18 protein-coding genes and 1 tRNA gene are annotated in these 14,365 nt (G+C 63.5%); 8 read left to right on the top strand and 11 right to left on the bottom strand.

Annotation, left to right across the window (positions count from 1 at the left end; genetic code table 11):
* Positions 1-59: 59 nt before the first annotated feature.
* Positions 60-365, bottom strand: a complete 306-nt coding sequence (locus tag J2R78_RS20765) for an SDR family oxidoreductase (RefSeq protein WP_253606499.1) — start codon at positions 363-365, stop codon at positions 60-62.
* A 101-nt stretch (positions 366-466) separates the two neighbouring features.
* Complete coding sequence (locus J2R78_RS20760) at positions 467-955, bottom strand: MarR family winged helix-turn-helix transcriptional regulator (protein WP_057017678.1); 489 nt, start codon at positions 953-955, stop codon at positions 467-469.
* A 250-nt stretch (positions 956-1,205) separates the two neighbouring features.
* Here J2R78_RS20760 and ectA point away from each other — a divergent pair, with 250 nt between their 5' ends.
* The 8 genes from ectA (at position 1,206) to J2R78_RS44775 (ending at position 7,774) form a co-directional block, all read left to right on the top strand.
* Positions 1,206-1,751, top strand: coding sequence for a diaminobutyrate acetyltransferase (gene ectA / locus J2R78_RS20755; protein ID WP_225648356.1), 546 nt, complete (start codon positions 1,206-1,208; stop codon positions 1,749-1,751).
* 4 nt (positions 1,752-1,755) lie between these two features.
* On the top strand, positions 1,756-3,084 hold the full coding sequence (gene ectB, locus J2R78_RS20750; protein ID WP_253606497.1) for a diaminobutyrate--2-oxoglutarate transaminase: 1,329 nt from the start codon (positions 1,756-1,758) through the stop codon (positions 3,082-3,084).
* A 15-nt stretch (positions 3,085-3,099) separates the two neighbouring features.
* On the top strand, positions 3,100-3,513 hold the full coding sequence (locus J2R78_RS20745) for an ectoine synthase (protein ID WP_253606495.1): 414 nt from the start codon (positions 3,100-3,102) through the stop codon (positions 3,511-3,513).
* Positions 3,514-3,578: 65 nt separating this feature from the next.
* Positions 3,579-4,457, top strand: a complete 879-nt coding sequence (thpD, locus tag J2R78_RS20740; protein WP_305884492.1) for an ectoine hydroxylase — start codon at positions 3,579-3,581, stop codon at positions 4,455-4,457.
* Between the two features lie 38 nt (positions 4,458-4,495).
* Positions 4,496-4,906, top strand: a complete 411-nt coding sequence (locus J2R78_RS20735; RefSeq protein WP_253606492.1) for a hypothetical protein — start codon at positions 4,496-4,498, stop codon at positions 4,904-4,906.
* 20 nt (positions 4,907-4,926) lie between these two features.
* Positions 4,927-6,177 carry an MFS transporter gene (locus J2R78_RS20730; RefSeq protein ID WP_253606490.1) on the top strand — a complete coding sequence of 417 codons (1,251 nt, stop codon included), beginning with the start codon at positions 4,927-4,929 and terminating at the stop codon, positions 6,175-6,177.
* On the top strand, positions 6,174-7,490 hold the full coding sequence (locus J2R78_RS20725) for an MFS transporter (protein ID WP_199805256.1): 1,317 nt from the start codon (positions 6,174-6,176) through the stop codon (positions 7,488-7,490). The genes J2R78_RS20730 and J2R78_RS20725 overlap by 4 nt, the downstream gene beginning before the upstream one ends.
* A 149-nt stretch (positions 7,491-7,639) precedes the next feature.
* On the top strand, positions 7,640-7,774 hold the full coding sequence (locus J2R78_RS44775; protein ID WP_256560538.1) for a hypothetical protein: 135 nt from the start codon (positions 7,640-7,642) through the stop codon (positions 7,772-7,774).
* A gap of 66 nt (positions 7,775-7,840) precedes the next feature.
* Here J2R78_RS44775 and J2R78_RS20720 read toward each other — a convergent pair.
* From J2R78_RS20720 to J2R78_RS20680, 9 genes are all read right to left on the bottom strand, one after another.
* Positions 7,841-7,916: transfer RNA gene (locus tag J2R78_RS20720), tRNA-Phe, on the bottom strand.
* A gap of 139 nt (positions 7,917-8,055) precedes the next feature.
* Positions 8,056-8,250: a DNA gyrase inhibitor YacG gene (gene yacG / locus J2R78_RS20715; RefSeq protein ID WP_057018155.1), complete on the bottom strand. Its 195-nt coding sequence runs from the start codon at positions 8,248-8,250 to the stop codon at positions 8,056-8,058.
* Between the two features lie 454 nt (positions 8,251-8,704).
* Positions 8,705-9,334, bottom strand: coding sequence for a Maf-like protein (locus J2R78_RS20710; RefSeq protein WP_018269043.1), 630 nt, complete (start codon positions 9,332-9,334; stop codon positions 8,705-8,707).
* A gap of 197 nt (positions 9,335-9,531) precedes the next feature.
* Positions 9,532-9,996 carry a low molecular weight phosphatase family protein gene (locus tag J2R78_RS20705; protein WP_076828053.1) on the bottom strand — a complete coding sequence of 155 codons (465 nt, stop codon included), beginning with the start codon at positions 9,994-9,996 and terminating at the stop codon, positions 9,532-9,534.
* A 114-nt stretch (positions 9,997-10,110) separates the two neighbouring features.
* Positions 10,111-10,617: a UPF0262 family protein gene (locus J2R78_RS20700; protein ID WP_016841326.1), complete on the bottom strand. Its 507-nt coding sequence runs from the start codon at positions 10,615-10,617 to the stop codon at positions 10,111-10,113.
* Positions 10,614-11,909: a histidinol dehydrogenase gene (hisD, locus tag J2R78_RS20695; protein ID WP_253606488.1), complete on the bottom strand. Its 1,296-nt coding sequence runs from the start codon at positions 11,907-11,909 to the stop codon at positions 10,614-10,616. The genes J2R78_RS20700 and hisD overlap by 4 nt, the downstream gene beginning before the upstream one ends.
* Positions 11,910-12,107: 198 nt before the next feature.
* Positions 12,108-12,536 carry a DUF2948 family protein gene (locus J2R78_RS20690; protein ID WP_253606486.1) on the bottom strand — a complete coding sequence of 143 codons (429 nt, stop codon included), beginning with the start codon at positions 12,534-12,536 and terminating at the stop codon, positions 12,108-12,110.
* A gap of 83 nt (positions 12,537-12,619) precedes the next feature.
* Positions 12,620-13,279, bottom strand: coding sequence for an epimerase (locus tag J2R78_RS20685; RefSeq protein ID WP_253606484.1), 660 nt, complete (start codon positions 13,277-13,279; stop codon positions 12,620-12,622).
* A 29-nt stretch (positions 13,280-13,308) separates the two neighbouring features.
* Positions 13,309-14,247, bottom strand: coding sequence for an SDR family oxidoreductase (locus tag J2R78_RS20680; RefSeq protein ID WP_225160832.1), 939 nt, complete (start codon positions 14,245-14,247; stop codon positions 13,309-13,311).
* Positions 14,248-14,365 lie beyond the last annotated feature (118 nt).

Here is a 14,365-nt window from a genome sequence, read left to right as displayed (position 1 = left end):
ACGCCCGACCCACGTGGGACGCATCATCGGACACGAGAAAAGCGACGGCAGCCGCGATTTCATCCGCGGCGCCAAGCCGCCGCATTGGCAATCGCTGCTCGATCCGGCCGCGGTTCGACGCGTGAATCGGCGAACATCTCCGCCGACATCGGCGCCTCGATATAACCAGGTGCAACGCAACTGACCCGAATGCCTTTCGCGGCCCACTCGCAGGCAAGATTTCGCGTCAGATGCGCGATCGCTGCCCTAGAAGCGCCGTACCCGTTGGAACCGGAATGCCACCCAGCCCTGCCAACGAGCCGATATTGACGATGGCGCCTCCGCTGCCGCGCGGCAAGAAGCTCGACAAGCGAGGAAGGTGCCACGGAGATTCACGCCCGCACCCGGCAATTGCTTCAGCCGGGGAAGTGACCTGCGCGGGAAGATCCGGCTCTGTCGAGCCGTCCACGCAGTCGAGGCAATCGACCTATCTGGGTTGGGATCGATCGATGGCCCCGCTGTCCAGCAATGGCGCGGCATCGATGTTGTGCGCGTCCATCAGCATGGCCAGCCGCTCTACTGCAGCAAGGATCATGGCCTGCTCCCATTGCGGCAACTGGACGAAGCGATCTGTAAACGTCAGGTGAAGCAAGTCGGGTGCGTTGGCCACGATGTCCCTGCCTGCCGGCGTCGCCGTCAGAAGGAACTGGCGCTTGTCGTTTGCGTTACGCTGGCGCTGCACTAGATCGAGCGCCACAAGCCGATCGACGATCGTCGTGATCGTTGCCTGACCGAACTGAAGCGCCTGCGCAATGACACCCGGCGTGGTTTTCTCGCGCGCGTCGATCTCTCGCAACACGAGCCATTGCGATGTCGTAAGGCCGGTCGCAATGGCCAGCTGGCGACTGCCGATCTCAGTTGCCCGCAGCACTCTTCGCAGGGCGCGCAGCGTCAGTGAGGCGATCTCTGATTTCATGTGGCTTTTCTTATAGCTACGGCCGCGCCGAGGCGAATCGTAACCGGTTCCAAGTCAGTCCTTCAAATTTTATTCGTATAACGAAATATCTACGAAGCTTTTGATGTGAGATCTCAAGCCAATTTTCAAGATTTCGCCACTTATTTTCCTATAAGGTAAAGCGCTATATATTTCGGAGAATGAAGCGATTAATTCGAAATCTGAAGCAATAGCCGGCCGTCGGGTCGACGCTTTCGGTGGATTCTCGCCAGTGGCTTTCGACGCCGCTCCGGATGTCAGCGAAGCGTTCCAGTTGAGAAAGCCGTCGCCCGCTGACGGCCCCGCGGTTACCCGCCTGGTCGCAGCCTGCGCGCCACTGGACTCCAATTCCGCCTATTGCAACCTCCTCCAGTGCACGCACTTCACGGACTCCTGCCTCGTTGCGGAACGTCACGCGCAAATTCTAGGATGGGTTTCAGGTTATCGCCCGCCTTCGGAACCGAACAGCTTCTTCGTCTGGCAGGTCGCGGTCGCGAAGGCGGCGCGCGGCAAAGGCCTTGCTCAGCGCATGATCAACGCGCTGCTGGATCGCCCTTCCGCCGAAAGTGCCAAGTATCTCCTCACCACAGTGACCGACGACAACGCTCCATCCTGGGCATTGTTCAACGGACTGGCCCGCGCGTGGGGCGCTCCGCTGATCCGCAGTGTGATGTTCGAGTGCGACGCGCATTTCGCCGGTAAGCACGCCACAGAGTGGCTGGCCCGCATTGGCCCCCTGCCAAACCGACAGCCCGGAGCCAGAGATCAGGAGAACTGACGACATGACCACAACAACCACACTTGGTCGCCATACACGACCCAAGCCGACCAGCCATATCCCGGACCGATCAATTTACGAACGCCGGGAGTCGGTCGTGCGGAGCTATGCGCGCACCATGCCGCGCCAGTTCAGCCGAGCCGACAATGTCTGGATGTATGATAATCAGGGCGGACGCTATCTGGACTTCCTGTCGGGATGCTCGACGCTTAATTACGGACACAATCATCCCGCGCTGAAGCAAGCGCTGATCGACTACATCTCGACTGACGGCATCACGCACGGGCTTGACCTGCATACCGACGCCAAGGCGGAGTTCCTCGAAACATTCGAGTCGCTGATTCTGAAGTCACGCGGGCTGGACTACCGCGTCATGTTCACCGGACCGACCGGCACTAATGCGGTCGAGGCCGCCATCAAACTGGCTCGCAAGGTGACCGGCCGTGGACTGGTGATCGCTTTCACGAACGGTTTCCACGGCATGACCCTCGGTGCGCTGGCCTGCACCGGCAATGCCGCCAAGCGCACCGGCGCGGGCGTACCACTCAGCCATGTCAGCCACGAGCCTTACGATGGCTATCACGGCCCGGATCTCGACACCGCCGCGCTACTGGAACGGCGGCTGTCCGACCCTTCCAGCGGGCTCGATGCGCCGGCCGCGATTCTAGTCGAGACGGTTCAGGGCGAAGGCGGTCTCAACACCGCATCGCCGGATTGGCTGCGTGCAATCGCCGATATCGCAAAACGCCACGGCGCACTCCTTATCGTCGACGATATTCAAGCAGGATGCGGGCGCACCGGTCCGTTTTTCAGCTTTGAAGGCATGGGTTTTACGCCCGACATCGTCACCATGGCAAAATCGCTGTCCGGCATGGGGCTTCCCTTCGCGCTGACACTGTTCCGACCCGAGTTGGATCAATGGTTGCCCGGCGAACACAACGGCACGTTCCGGGGCAACAATCACGCCTTCATCACGGCAACCGCGTCTCTGCGGAACTTCTGGAAGGATGATGAGTTCGAGCAGGACGTCCAGCGCAAGGGACGATTGCTCGCACGACGCCTAGATGCCATCGCTTCTGGATTCGGCCTTTCGACACGCGGCCGCGGCATGATGCGTGGCATCGACGTCGGGTCCGGTGAAACTGCCGATGCCATCACCAGCGCCTGTTTTGCCGCCGGACTCATCATCGAAACGAGCGGCGCACACGACGAAATCGTCAAGGTGCTTGCACCTCTCATTATCGACGACGCCGCTCTCTCGGCCGGCCTCGACATCATCGAGGAGTCGGTCCGCGCGGTGCGGACCGGCAGTTACGGCATTGCAGCCGAATAACGAAAGGAAAGAACAATGATCGTTCGTCAACTCCGCGACATTCGAAAGACCGATCGTCTCGTCAAATCGAAGGGCTGGGACAGTGCCCGCCTTCTGCTCAAGAGCGACGGCATGGGCTTCTCTTTCCACATTACGACGATGTACGCGGGCGAAGAACTCAAGATGCACTACCAGAACCATCTCGAGGCGGTTTTCATACTGAAGGGAACCGGGACCATCGAAGACCTCGGGACCGGCGAAACGCACAAGCTCGCACCGGGCATCATGTACGCACTCAACAAGAACGACCAGCATATCGTTCGCCCGGACACCGACCTCCTGACGGCCTGCGTGTTCAACCCGCCGGTCACCGGCCAGGAAGTGCACGACGAGACTGGTGCCTATCCGACTGATGTCGAAGCGCCGCGCGAGGCGGCCGTTAACTCCTGAAACAACTGAAAGAGGGAAAGGCATTGACAGACATTTACCCATCCCGTCTCACCTCGGAGGCCCAGATGCTTCCGCGTCTCGATCCCGTTATTCATAGCGACTGGAGCGAGAGCGCACCGCTAACGCGGCAGCAGGCCGAGCAGTTCGATCGCGATGGCTTCCTCGTGCTCAAGGATGTCCTCTCTCCCGAGGAAGTCGACCACCTGCAGACGCAGGCAAAGAAACTGCTATCGAGCCCTAACGGCCTCAATCCGGAAACGATCATCGCCGAGCCGGACAGCCAAGAAATCCGTTCGGTCTTCGAGATCCACTCTCAGAGTAGAGTGATCGGGCGCCTCGCCGCCGACGCACGCTTGGCAGGCATCGCTCAGTTCCTGCTGAACGACAAGGTCTACATCCATCAGTCACGCCTGAACTACAAGCCCGGCTTCGAAGGCAAGGAGTTCTACTGGCACTCCGACTTCGAGACTTGGCACGTGGAAGACGGCATGCCGCGCATGCGAGCACTCTCCATGTCAGTCCTGCTGGCGGAAAATACGCCGGACAATGGCCCCCTGATGCTGATGCCCGGATCGCACCGCGTCTTCCTGACCTGTATCGGCGCGACGCCGGAAGACCACTATCGCACGTCACTGAAGAAGCAGGAGTATGGCGTGCCCGACCGGCAAAGTCTGACCGAGTTGGCGCACCGCCACGGCATCGTGGCGCCGACCGGTAAGGCGGGCACGGTGGTGATCTTCGATTGCAACACGATGCACGGATCGAACGGCAACATCACGCCATTTCCACGCGCTAACGCGTTCTTCGTCTATAACGCCGTGAGCAACCGGCTGCAGGCGCCATTCGGCGTCAAAAAACCGCGGCCGAGCTTCGTTGCCGCGCGCAACGACCCGAAAGCTCTCGTGCCTCAGCACGGCCCGTTGATGGAGGATGCTCTCGCATGAGCGGTTTTCATAGTGTCGAGAAGATCGGCGGCACATCGATGGCCGCGACTGGCACGCTATTCGACGACGTTCCGATCGCGGAGCGCAAGGGCGAGGACCTTTACAATCGCGCCTTTGTCGTCTCCGCCTATGCCGGGATGACTGACCTGCTGCTGGAGCACAAGAAGACCTGCGAGCCCGGTATCCATGCATGCCTTGTTGCCGATGACGGCGCGGACGGATGGCGTCAAGCGATGGCCGACAGCGACATCGCTTGGCCAGGCTTGGTGTTCGATGCGCTGCGAGCCCTCGATAACGCACGAATCGACGTGATTGCGACGCGGCATCAGATTCGCAACGCTGACGTTCAGTTCGTCGTGACCGTTTGCCACTTCGATGCTAGCGCTAGGGTTCTGGATCGTGTCCCGGTGGAGGCCGACGGGGAAGCGGAAGGCCGGCGCGCGGCCTGACGGCGCGCGTCGCAATCGTCATGCTTGCGGCAATCTCCCCGGTTCGTAGCCTGCTGCTCGCCATCTTTATGCTCATGGCGGGAAGCGGGTTTATGGCGACGCTCCTGAGTTTGCGGCTCGAGCGGGCGGGACAGGGCACGATCGTGATCGGCGCGGTGGCGACCGCCTATTTTGCCGGGCTGGTCGTCGGAGCCCTGCGCTCGGGGCGTATCGTCCGGCGCGTGGGACATATCCGCGCCTTTGCGGCGTTCGTTGCGCTTCTCTCCGCGAGCACGCTCGGCTACGCGCAAATCATCCATCCTCTGCTCTGGTCGGGACTGCGGCTGACCGACGGCTTCTGCGTCGCCGGCGTCTTCGTCTGTCTCGAGAGCTGGCTAAACGAACGCGCTGACGCGGCCTCGCGCGGCAGCATTCTAGCGGCCTACATGGTTGCACTATATTGCGGACAGGCGGTGGGACAGTTGCTGCTAGGAGCCAGCGGTGATTTGCCTGCTGTTCCGTTTCAACTAGCCTCAATGCTAATCTCGCTCGCGATCATTCCACTTTGTCTCACACGCAACTCGGCGCCGCCGCCTGCCGAAGCCGCGGCGTTCGGAACCCGAACACTCTTTGCCGCATCTCCCCTCGGTGCTGTCGGAGTAATGACGACCGGCTTGATGTTAGGGGCATTTTACGGATTGGCCGCAGTGCAGGTTCGACGCCTAGGGTTCGATTTATCGCAGACAGCCCACTTCATGATGATCGTGATTCTTGGCGGCGTGATCCTGCAATGGCCGCTCGGACGCATTTCCGACCGCTATGATCGTCGCCAGGTCATCGTGCTCAGTTTCGCAGCAACCCTGTGTATCAGCTTGGTCATCTCCTTTCTCTCGTCGGTCGGCCCGTGGCTGCTGATTCTCGGAACAATGTTTGGTGGCCTCAGCTTTGCGCTCTATCCACTCTGCGTGGCCCATTGCAACGACCGTCTGCACGCCGCACAACGTATCGCCGCAAGTGGACGGCTGGTGCTGCTGTATTCCGTCGGCGCCGCGCTCGGGCCGATCGGTGGAGCGATATTCATGACAGGCTGGAGCAGCGGCGGGCTTTTCCTTTTCATCGCCCTTTGCGCCGGCGGCGCGGCCGCGTTCGGCATGTGGCGGCAGACGGCAACCCCACCTGTTCCTGCACCCGAGCAGCAGGACTTTCAGATTCTTCCACGCACGACGCCGATTGCATCGCTGCTTGACCCCAATACGCCCGACGCAGCGGTGATCGGAGAACAGCAATCGTGAATGCCCCCGTTTCCGCACCTGATCCAACTGCTGATCGCGCCACGTTGCGCCGTGCGATTGCCGCCTCTGCCGTCGGCAATGCGACGGAATGGTTCGACTACGGCATTTATGCGTATGGCGTGACGTACATTTCCGCGGCACTGTTTCCCGGCGACGTCGGGGAAGCGGTGCTTTTTGCGTTGGCCACGTTCGCGATCTCCTTCCTCATACGGCCGCTAGGCGGGATATTCTGGGGATCGCTGGGAGACCGGGTGGGCCGAAAATCCGTGTTGGCGCTAACGATACTGCTGATGTCGGGCGCGACGCTGTGCGTCGGGCTTATTCCCCCCTACAACAGCGTCGGCTTCTGGGCGCCACTGTCGCTCGTTCTTCTCCGCATCGTACAGGGCTTTTCGACCGGTGGCGAATACGGCGGCGCCGCGACGTTCATGGCCGAGTACGCTCCCGATGACCGACGCGGCTTTTATGGGAGTTTCCTGGAGTTCGGAACGCTGGCCGGCTTCTCGCTGGGCGCATTCCTGATGTTATCCTTCTCGCTCTTTCTGGGTGATCAGGCGATGCACGACTGGGGATGGCGCGTTCCGTTTCTGGTCGCCGCGCCAATGGGCCTCGTCGGCGCGTATCTGCGCGCGAGAATGGAAGATACGCCGGTCTTCCGTGCCCACGAAACCGCAAGCCAGGCACGATCCTCACCAGGCCTGATCGCCCTTCTGGCACGTCACCGGCGTCCTATGCTCGTCGTCGGCGGCCTGGTGGTTGCGCTCAATGTCGTCAATTATACGCTGCTCAGCTACATGCCAACCTATCTTCAGAGCCGCATCGGCCTGTCGCCGGATGAGGCGCTTGCGGTGCCGCTCCTCGGCATGCTGTTCATGATGCTGTTCCTGCCATTTGCTGGCCGGCTCTCGGACCGAATCGGGCGCCGTCCGATGTGGAGCTTCTCCCTGATCGGGTTGTTTCTGCTGGTGGCCCCTCTCTACATGCTCATGGGCACGGGCCTCGTCGGCGCCTGTGTCGGCTTCATTCTGCTCGGGCTGCTCTACGTACCGCAACTCGCGACCATTTCGGCGACTTTCCCGGCCATGTTTCCCACCCATGTGCGCTTCGCCGGCTTCGCCGGCGCTTACAACATTTCGACATCCATTTTTGGCGGCACGGCGCCGGCAATCAACAGCGGCCTTATCTCTGTTACCGGGAACGAGCTGATGCCGGCCTATTACATGATGGCTACATGCGTTGTTGGGCTGATCGCGCTGCGCTTCATGCCGGAGACAGCTGGACGGACTCTTTATGAAGATCCTTTCGCGCGATAGGCTCTAGCTGGCACGCCAAGCTTCCGAGGCCGAGGAACGGCTGGAGCGCCTTTATGCGGCCATTGAGACAGGCGCTATCGATGGTACCGATGGATCCGGATCCCTCAAAAACCGGATCGCCGCGTTGATGGCAAGCCGGGGTAGGGCCGTTGTGGCTCGCTATCGATCGGTTCACCCGCCTGATGCGTCAGCAACTCGTGTCGGGCGACGTCGCTGCTCGGAAGGCCTATCTCGCAAGCGTGGTCGACGCGATCATCGCGTCGGAGGACCGTCGGCTCAAATGACAACATCCGGTCCGTTTTCGGCCGAAAGGGTCAACCCAAACCTGGTTTCATAAATCTGTTCAGGAGTGGTGCCCAGGGGCGGGATCGAACCACCGACACTGCGATTTTCAGTCGCATGCTCTACCAACTGAGCTACCTGGGCATACCCGCGGGGCCGAAAGGCCGGAGCGAGCGGGCGGTTTATAGAGAGGTCGGAGCGCCGTGTCCACCCGCCTTCGCCAAAGGCTTCGGCGCGGCGAGCCCGACCGGCACTCTTTCCCCAACTTGTTGGGAAATCTTGGCTATTCCGGGTCCTCAGCGTCGTCCTCGCGGCCCGGGACGACATAGCGGCCGGTCAGCCAGCGGTTGAGGTCGACGTCGCGGCAGCGCGCCGAGCAGAACGGGCGGAAGGCCTGCTCGACGGGCTTGCCGCAGATCGGGCAGGCGCGCGGGGTGGCAGAGGGTATGGCCTTGGGCGTTCGGGCTTGGTCGGTCATGGCTGGGCCGGAGTTTACATCATCTGCCGCATGTTCCGCTGCGCTCCCCCTCTGCTTGCGGGTAGGGCAATCGCATATGCGTCTTCGCCGGCCGCGCAGGTGCTTGGCCTCGTGGCTCGAGACGGCGACCTCGCCCGCAAGCGCAGGGCGATAGCCTCGGAGCGAGGGGCGTCTCCGCGATTTCTGGATAATGGAAGAATGCCGCTGATTTGCCCGACGAGTCAAGTTGTCGTGTCGAACGCCGGCAGCCGCCGGCTACTTTGCATGGGGTTGTTTTCGATATTTTGGCAGCGCGCCCCTGCGGCAAGCTATCGCGTCCGGCTATCGGCCTCGTTCCATAGCCCGGCCATGACGATGTGGAGCAGTTGGGGTGGGGGGTCTCACCGCGAGTCGTTCAGGAGGAAAGAGCCCACCCGTATCGCATCTTCGATGCGATACGACCTCAGTGGATATCTCACACCGCGACGGAGTTGAGCCAGCCGTGGCGGATCGGAAAGCCCTCGCCGCCGAGCAAGGTCACCGTCTCGTAGAGCGGCAGGCCGACCACATTGGTGTAGGAGCCGACCATCTTGACCACGAACGATCCGGCAATGCCCTGCACCGCGTAGCCGCCGGCCTTGCCGCGCCATTCGCCGGAGCCGATATAGGCTTGGATGTCGTCCTCGCTGAGCCGTTTGAAGCGTACGCGCGTTTCGACGAGGCGCTGACGGAATGCCTCGCGCGGCGTCACCACGCAGATCGCGGTGTAGACGCGGTGATTGCGGCCCGACAGCAGCCGCAGGCACTGCGCGGCCTCGTCGACCAGATTGGCCTTGGGCAGGATGCGGCGGCCGACCGCGACCACGGTGTCGGCGGCAATGATGAAGGAGCCGCGCAGGTCGTCGTCAAGATGCACCGATTTCAGCGCCGCGTCGGCCTTGGCACGCGCCAGGCGGTTGGCGCAGGCGCGCGGCAACTCGCCCCGCCGCGGGGTCTCGTCGACATCGGCCGGGCGCAGCGCATCGGGCTCGATGCCGGCCTGGTTGAGCAGGGCCAGCCGTCGCGGCGAACCGGAAGCAAGAACGAATTTGGGACGGCCTAGCATGCGGGCTTTTGGGCTGAATCGGGGGGACAGACGCGGGCGGAACCTATCGGATGGGGCATGGATGCACAACCTTGGAACCGGCCGCGAATCGCGCCCCGCCTGGAGACCAGGCCCCATAAGCACAGCTGTTTGTCAGTCTGGCGACAGGCGGCGGTTCTGCGAATCGGAACACGCTGGTCCGCTCGCCTCGCCGAGCCTCACAGGTTTGCCGCGCCGGCCCTGGCAAAGCGGCGGCGGATGCGAAGCAACAGGCCGTCGCAGACCTCGCGGTAGGCGGCGAGCTTCTGCTCGCGGTTGCCGCTGGTGCCGGTCGGATCCTGCGTCGGCCAGTATTCGACATCGGCGGCGAGCGTGCGGGTGAGATCCAGCGCCCTGTGGTGCGCCTCCGGCGACAGCGTGATGATGAGATCGAAGTTCAGCCCCTCCCAGTCCTCGAGCTCCTCGAAGGTTTGCGGCTTGTGGCTGGAAATGTCCTGGCCGAGTTCGGCCATCACCGAGACGGCGAACGGGTCGAGCTCACCCTTCTTGACGCCGGCCGAGCGGACATAGAGGCCTTGCGGAAACATCTGCTGCAGCAGGCTTTCGGCCATCGGCGACCGCACGCTGTTCAGGCCGCATGCGAACAGCACGGCCTGGGGATTGCGCGCGCGCGGCGCTTCCATGCGATCAGGCTTTTTTCGATCGGGGTACGCCCCCGTCAATCACCGCTTCACCGATCATGCGCCACTTCGATTGGCGCATAATCTGATCCGAAAACCGGTATCCACTTCTCGGGATCATGCGCCTTCACCCTTCCAGTGCAGCACAGTGATCAGCGTGAACAGCCGCCGCGCGGTCTCGAAATCGACGCGCACCTTGCCCTTGAGCCGCTCCTGCAGCGTGCGCGAGCCCTCGTCATGGATGCCGCGGCGGCCCATGTCGATCGCCTCGATCTTGTCCGGCGTCGCGGTCCGGATCGCCTGATAGTAGCTGTCGCAAATCATGAAGTAGTCCTTCACGACGCGGCGGAACGGGGTCAGCGACAACAGATGTGCGACCACCGGCGCGCCGTCCTCCTTGCGGATATCGAACATCAGCCGGTTGCCGGTGATCGCGATATGCAGGGTGTAAGGCCCCGGCCCGGCGGCGCCCTCGGGCGCGAACAGGTTCTGCTCGATCAAATCGTAGATCGCGATCGCCCGCTCATGCTCGATATCGGGCCCGGAACGGCCGATCGATTCCTCGTCGAGCGTCACCGCGACGATGCGATTGTTGGAATCCTCGTCGTCTGGTGGCTTGTTCATGAGAGGTTGAGGCGCAATCCGACGGAACGTGAATGGGCATCGAGACCCTCGGCCTGGCCGAGCGTCATCGCGGCGGGCCCGAGCGCACGCAGCTGATCCGGCCCGCACCGCAGGATCGAGGTTCGCTTCATGAAGTCAAGCACCCCGAGGCCCGAGGAGAACCGCGCCGAGCGCGCGGTCGGCAGCACATGGTTGGAGCCGCCGACATAGTCGCCGATCGCCTCCGGGGTATGGGCCCCGAGGAAGATCGCCCCGGCGTTGCGGACCTTGTTCGACAGGCCCTCGGCATCCGCGGTCATGATCTCGAGATGCTCGGCCGCGATCGCATTGGCGAGCTCGACGGCGTCGTCGAGTTTTGCCACCTTGATCACGGCACCGAAGTCGTTCCACGAGGTGCGGGCGATCTCGGCGCGCGGCAGCGTCGCAAGCTGCGCCTCGACTGCGCGCTCGACGTCGGCGGCAAGCCGTGCACTGTCGGTGATCAGGATCGACTGCGCGCTGACGTCATGCTCGGCCTGCGCCAGGAGATCGGCCGCGATCCAGTCGGCATTACCGGTGTCGTCGGCGATGACCAGCACCTCGGAGGGGCCGGCGATCATGTCGATGCCGACCTTGCCGAACACCAGCCGCTTTGCCGCGGCGACATAGGCGTTGCCGGGGCCGACGATCTTGGCGACCGGCGCGATCGTCGCGGTGCCGTAGGCCAGCGCCGCCACCGCCTGGGCGCCGCCGACCCGGTAGATTTCCGAGACGCCGCCGAGATGGGCGGCGGCGAGCACCAGCGGGTTGAGCTTGCCGTCCGGCGCCGGAACCACCATCACCACCCGCGGCACGCCGGCAACCTTGGCCGGCACCGCGTTCATCAGCACCGAGGACGGATAGGCCGCGGTGCCGCCGGGCACATAGAGCCCGACCGCATCGACCGCGCTCCAGCGCCAGCCGAGCTCGACGCCGGCGGCATCGGTGAAGCGCTCGTCCTTCGGCAACTGGCGGCGGTGGAAGGTCTCGATCCGGTCGCGCGCGAATCTCAGGGCCTCGACGGTCTTGGGGTCGCAGGCCGCCACCGCGGCGTCGATCTCGGCTGCGGTAATGCGCAGGCCGGCCGCGTCGATATCGAGGCGGTCGAACTTTTTGGTCGCCTCGAGCAGCGCCGCGTCGCCGCGGGCCGCCACGTCGTCGACGATCGTGCGGGTGGCGCGCTCGACGTCGGCCGACACCTCGCGCTTGGCCGCCAGGAAATCGCGGAATCGCTGCTCGAAATCGGCGCTCTGTCGGTCCAGGCGAACGGGCATGACGGCTTTCTTAGGAGGAATTCGGGTCCCTGCTCAATGGCGCGACGGATAATGGCCGTCAACCCTTGGGGGATGTCATTCCGGGATGGTCCCAAGGACCAGACCCGGAATCTCGAGATTCCGGGTTCGGTCCGGAGCCTGTCATCGGGCCGCGCTTTGCGCTGACCCGTTGGGACCGCCCCGGAATGACGTGCCCAATCACCCCGGCGCCACGCCGAGATCGTCGATGCCCAGATCGGTCAATTCGCACTCCAGGCACTCGACATCCAGCCGCAGCGCCCCGCCATGGCCGAACATCAGGAGCGCGCTGCCGCCCGGCGGGTCGGAGGCATAGAACTCGATCCCGAGCAGTTCCAGGGTGGCTTCCGGGGCCTCCAGGTCGATATTGCGCGACTTGCATGCCAGCACCCGGTCGAACCTGAGCGCGGCGATCAGCCGGCGCGAGCAGGTGCCGCCCGACAGGGTCTGCTCCCAGTCCAGCCGGTTCAGGCCGACCACGAGCCGCTTCTCATCCTGGCGCCAGACGATGTCGGAGGGCTGGACGTGGGCGTCCTGCACATGGGCCGAGATGACCGCGAGGTCATCGGCATCGAGGGCGATCAGCTTCAGCGGCGCGGGTGGGGACATGACGGTGGTTATAACGCCTCGCGGCCCGGGAGGTACCAAGAGACCTGGCGAAATCGCCGATCGAGGGAACCGGCCACCGCGCTTCAGAGGCGATTGATGTCCTCGCTCTCCAGCACCGGCCTGGGGTAGCCGTCGCGGGCGACCTTCAGCATGGCGCGGCCCAGTTGTTCCGACGTCGTCATGTAGCTCGGGGCGACCCGCACCAGAAAGGAAAGCAGCGGCGAGGTCGCGAGATAGATCGCCTGCACCCAGCCGGTCTTGGAGCGGACGCCATGCAGCGGCTGGATCCCGGCGGGCCGGAACATGTAGGCGGCCTTGAACGGCAGCTTGAGCAAATCGTTCTCGGTCTTGCCCTTCACCCGCGCCCACATCAACGGCCCGCGCTCGGTGGAATCGGTGCTGCGCCCCGTGACATAGGTAAACACCATGCCGGGATTGAGCCGCGCCAGCACCGTCGCCGCGGCCAGCGTGATGTCGTAGGTGAGATGGCGGTAGCGTGTCTCGTCCATGCCGATCGAGGAGACGCCGAGGCAGAAGAAGCAGGCGTCGTAGCCGGCAAGCTGCGGCTCGATCGCGCTGTAATCGATGAAATTGTCGTGGATCAACTCGACAAGCTTGGCGTCGCGCTGCCCGGTCGGGCTGCGCCCAACCGCGAGCACGCGCTCGACACCGGGATCGAGCAGGCATTCGCGCAGCACGCCCTGCCCGACCATGCCGGTCGCGCCGAACAGGATGACCTTCATCTCGATTGCCCCGCTGCCGCCCGATCCATTCAGGCGGCGGTTGCGACCTGGTCAAACGATACACCGGTCAGCGCGGCCGAGATATCCCATAGCCGCTCCGCTACCGCGGCGTCCCTGGCGTGCGGCATGATGCGCGCCGGCGCAGGTGGGCCCTTCAACTCGTAGAACCCGTTGGGCCCGTAATAGCCGCCCGGCTGGGCCGCGGCTGAGGTCGCCGCGAACAGCGTCGGCAATGCGCCCGCCGCCGCGGAGTGGCTCATGATCGGCTGCAAATATCGACCGAACCGCCACGACAGGCTGTCGGTGCCGGGACCGTTCGGGATCAGCTCGGTGCGCGCGTAGCCGGGATGCGCGGCATTGCTCATCAGTCCCCAGCCGTTGATCGCACTGCGACGCTGCAATTCGAGCGCGAACATCAGCATTGCAAGCTTCGACTGGCAGTAGGCGCGCCACGGCGCGTAAGAACGGCGGGCCTGCAGATCGTCGAAATTGATGACGCCGGAGCGATGCGCAAGGCTGGAAAGATTGACGACGCGGGTGTTGTGGCCGCGGCGGAGCTGCGGCAACAGCAGCGCGGTCAACGCATAGTGGCCGAGATAGTTGGTGCCGAACTGCATCTCGAACTCGTCAGCGGTGACCTGCCGCTTCGGCAGCGACATCACCGCGGCATTGTTGATCAGGAGATCGAGCGCGGTATGCGTGGCGGCGAAGCGCCCGGCGAAATCGGCAACCGATGCGAGGTTCGCGAGGTCGAGCGTTTCATAGGTCACCGCGGCATCGGGAAGCTGCGCGCGGATCCGCGCCAGCGCGTCCTGCCCCTTGGCGCCGTTGCGGCCGGTGAGCACGACATTGGCGCCGGCGCGCGCCAGTTCCAGCGCGGTCTCGTAGCCGAGTCCACCGGTTGCGCCCGTGATCACGGCGGTCCTGCCGCCCTGCCGCGGAATGTCTGCAGTGCTCCAGCCGGTCATGCTTATATCTCCTTGCGACACGATTCGGGTTTCTCGTCGGGTTCTTGCGGGTCCAGCCGCATCCGACGAAATGTGCACTAAGTGCATTTTTGCAAGGGGTGAAAAATTGCAGCGTCCG

It is taken from the genome of Bradyrhizobium sp. USDA 4538 (genome assembly GCF_024171045.1).
GTDB lineage: Bacteria > Pseudomonadota > Alphaproteobacteria > Rhizobiales > Xanthobacteraceae > Bradyrhizobium > Bradyrhizobium australafricanum.
Note: the sequence above shows the minus strand (reverse complement) of the source record. Positions and strands in the feature narration are given on the sequence as shown.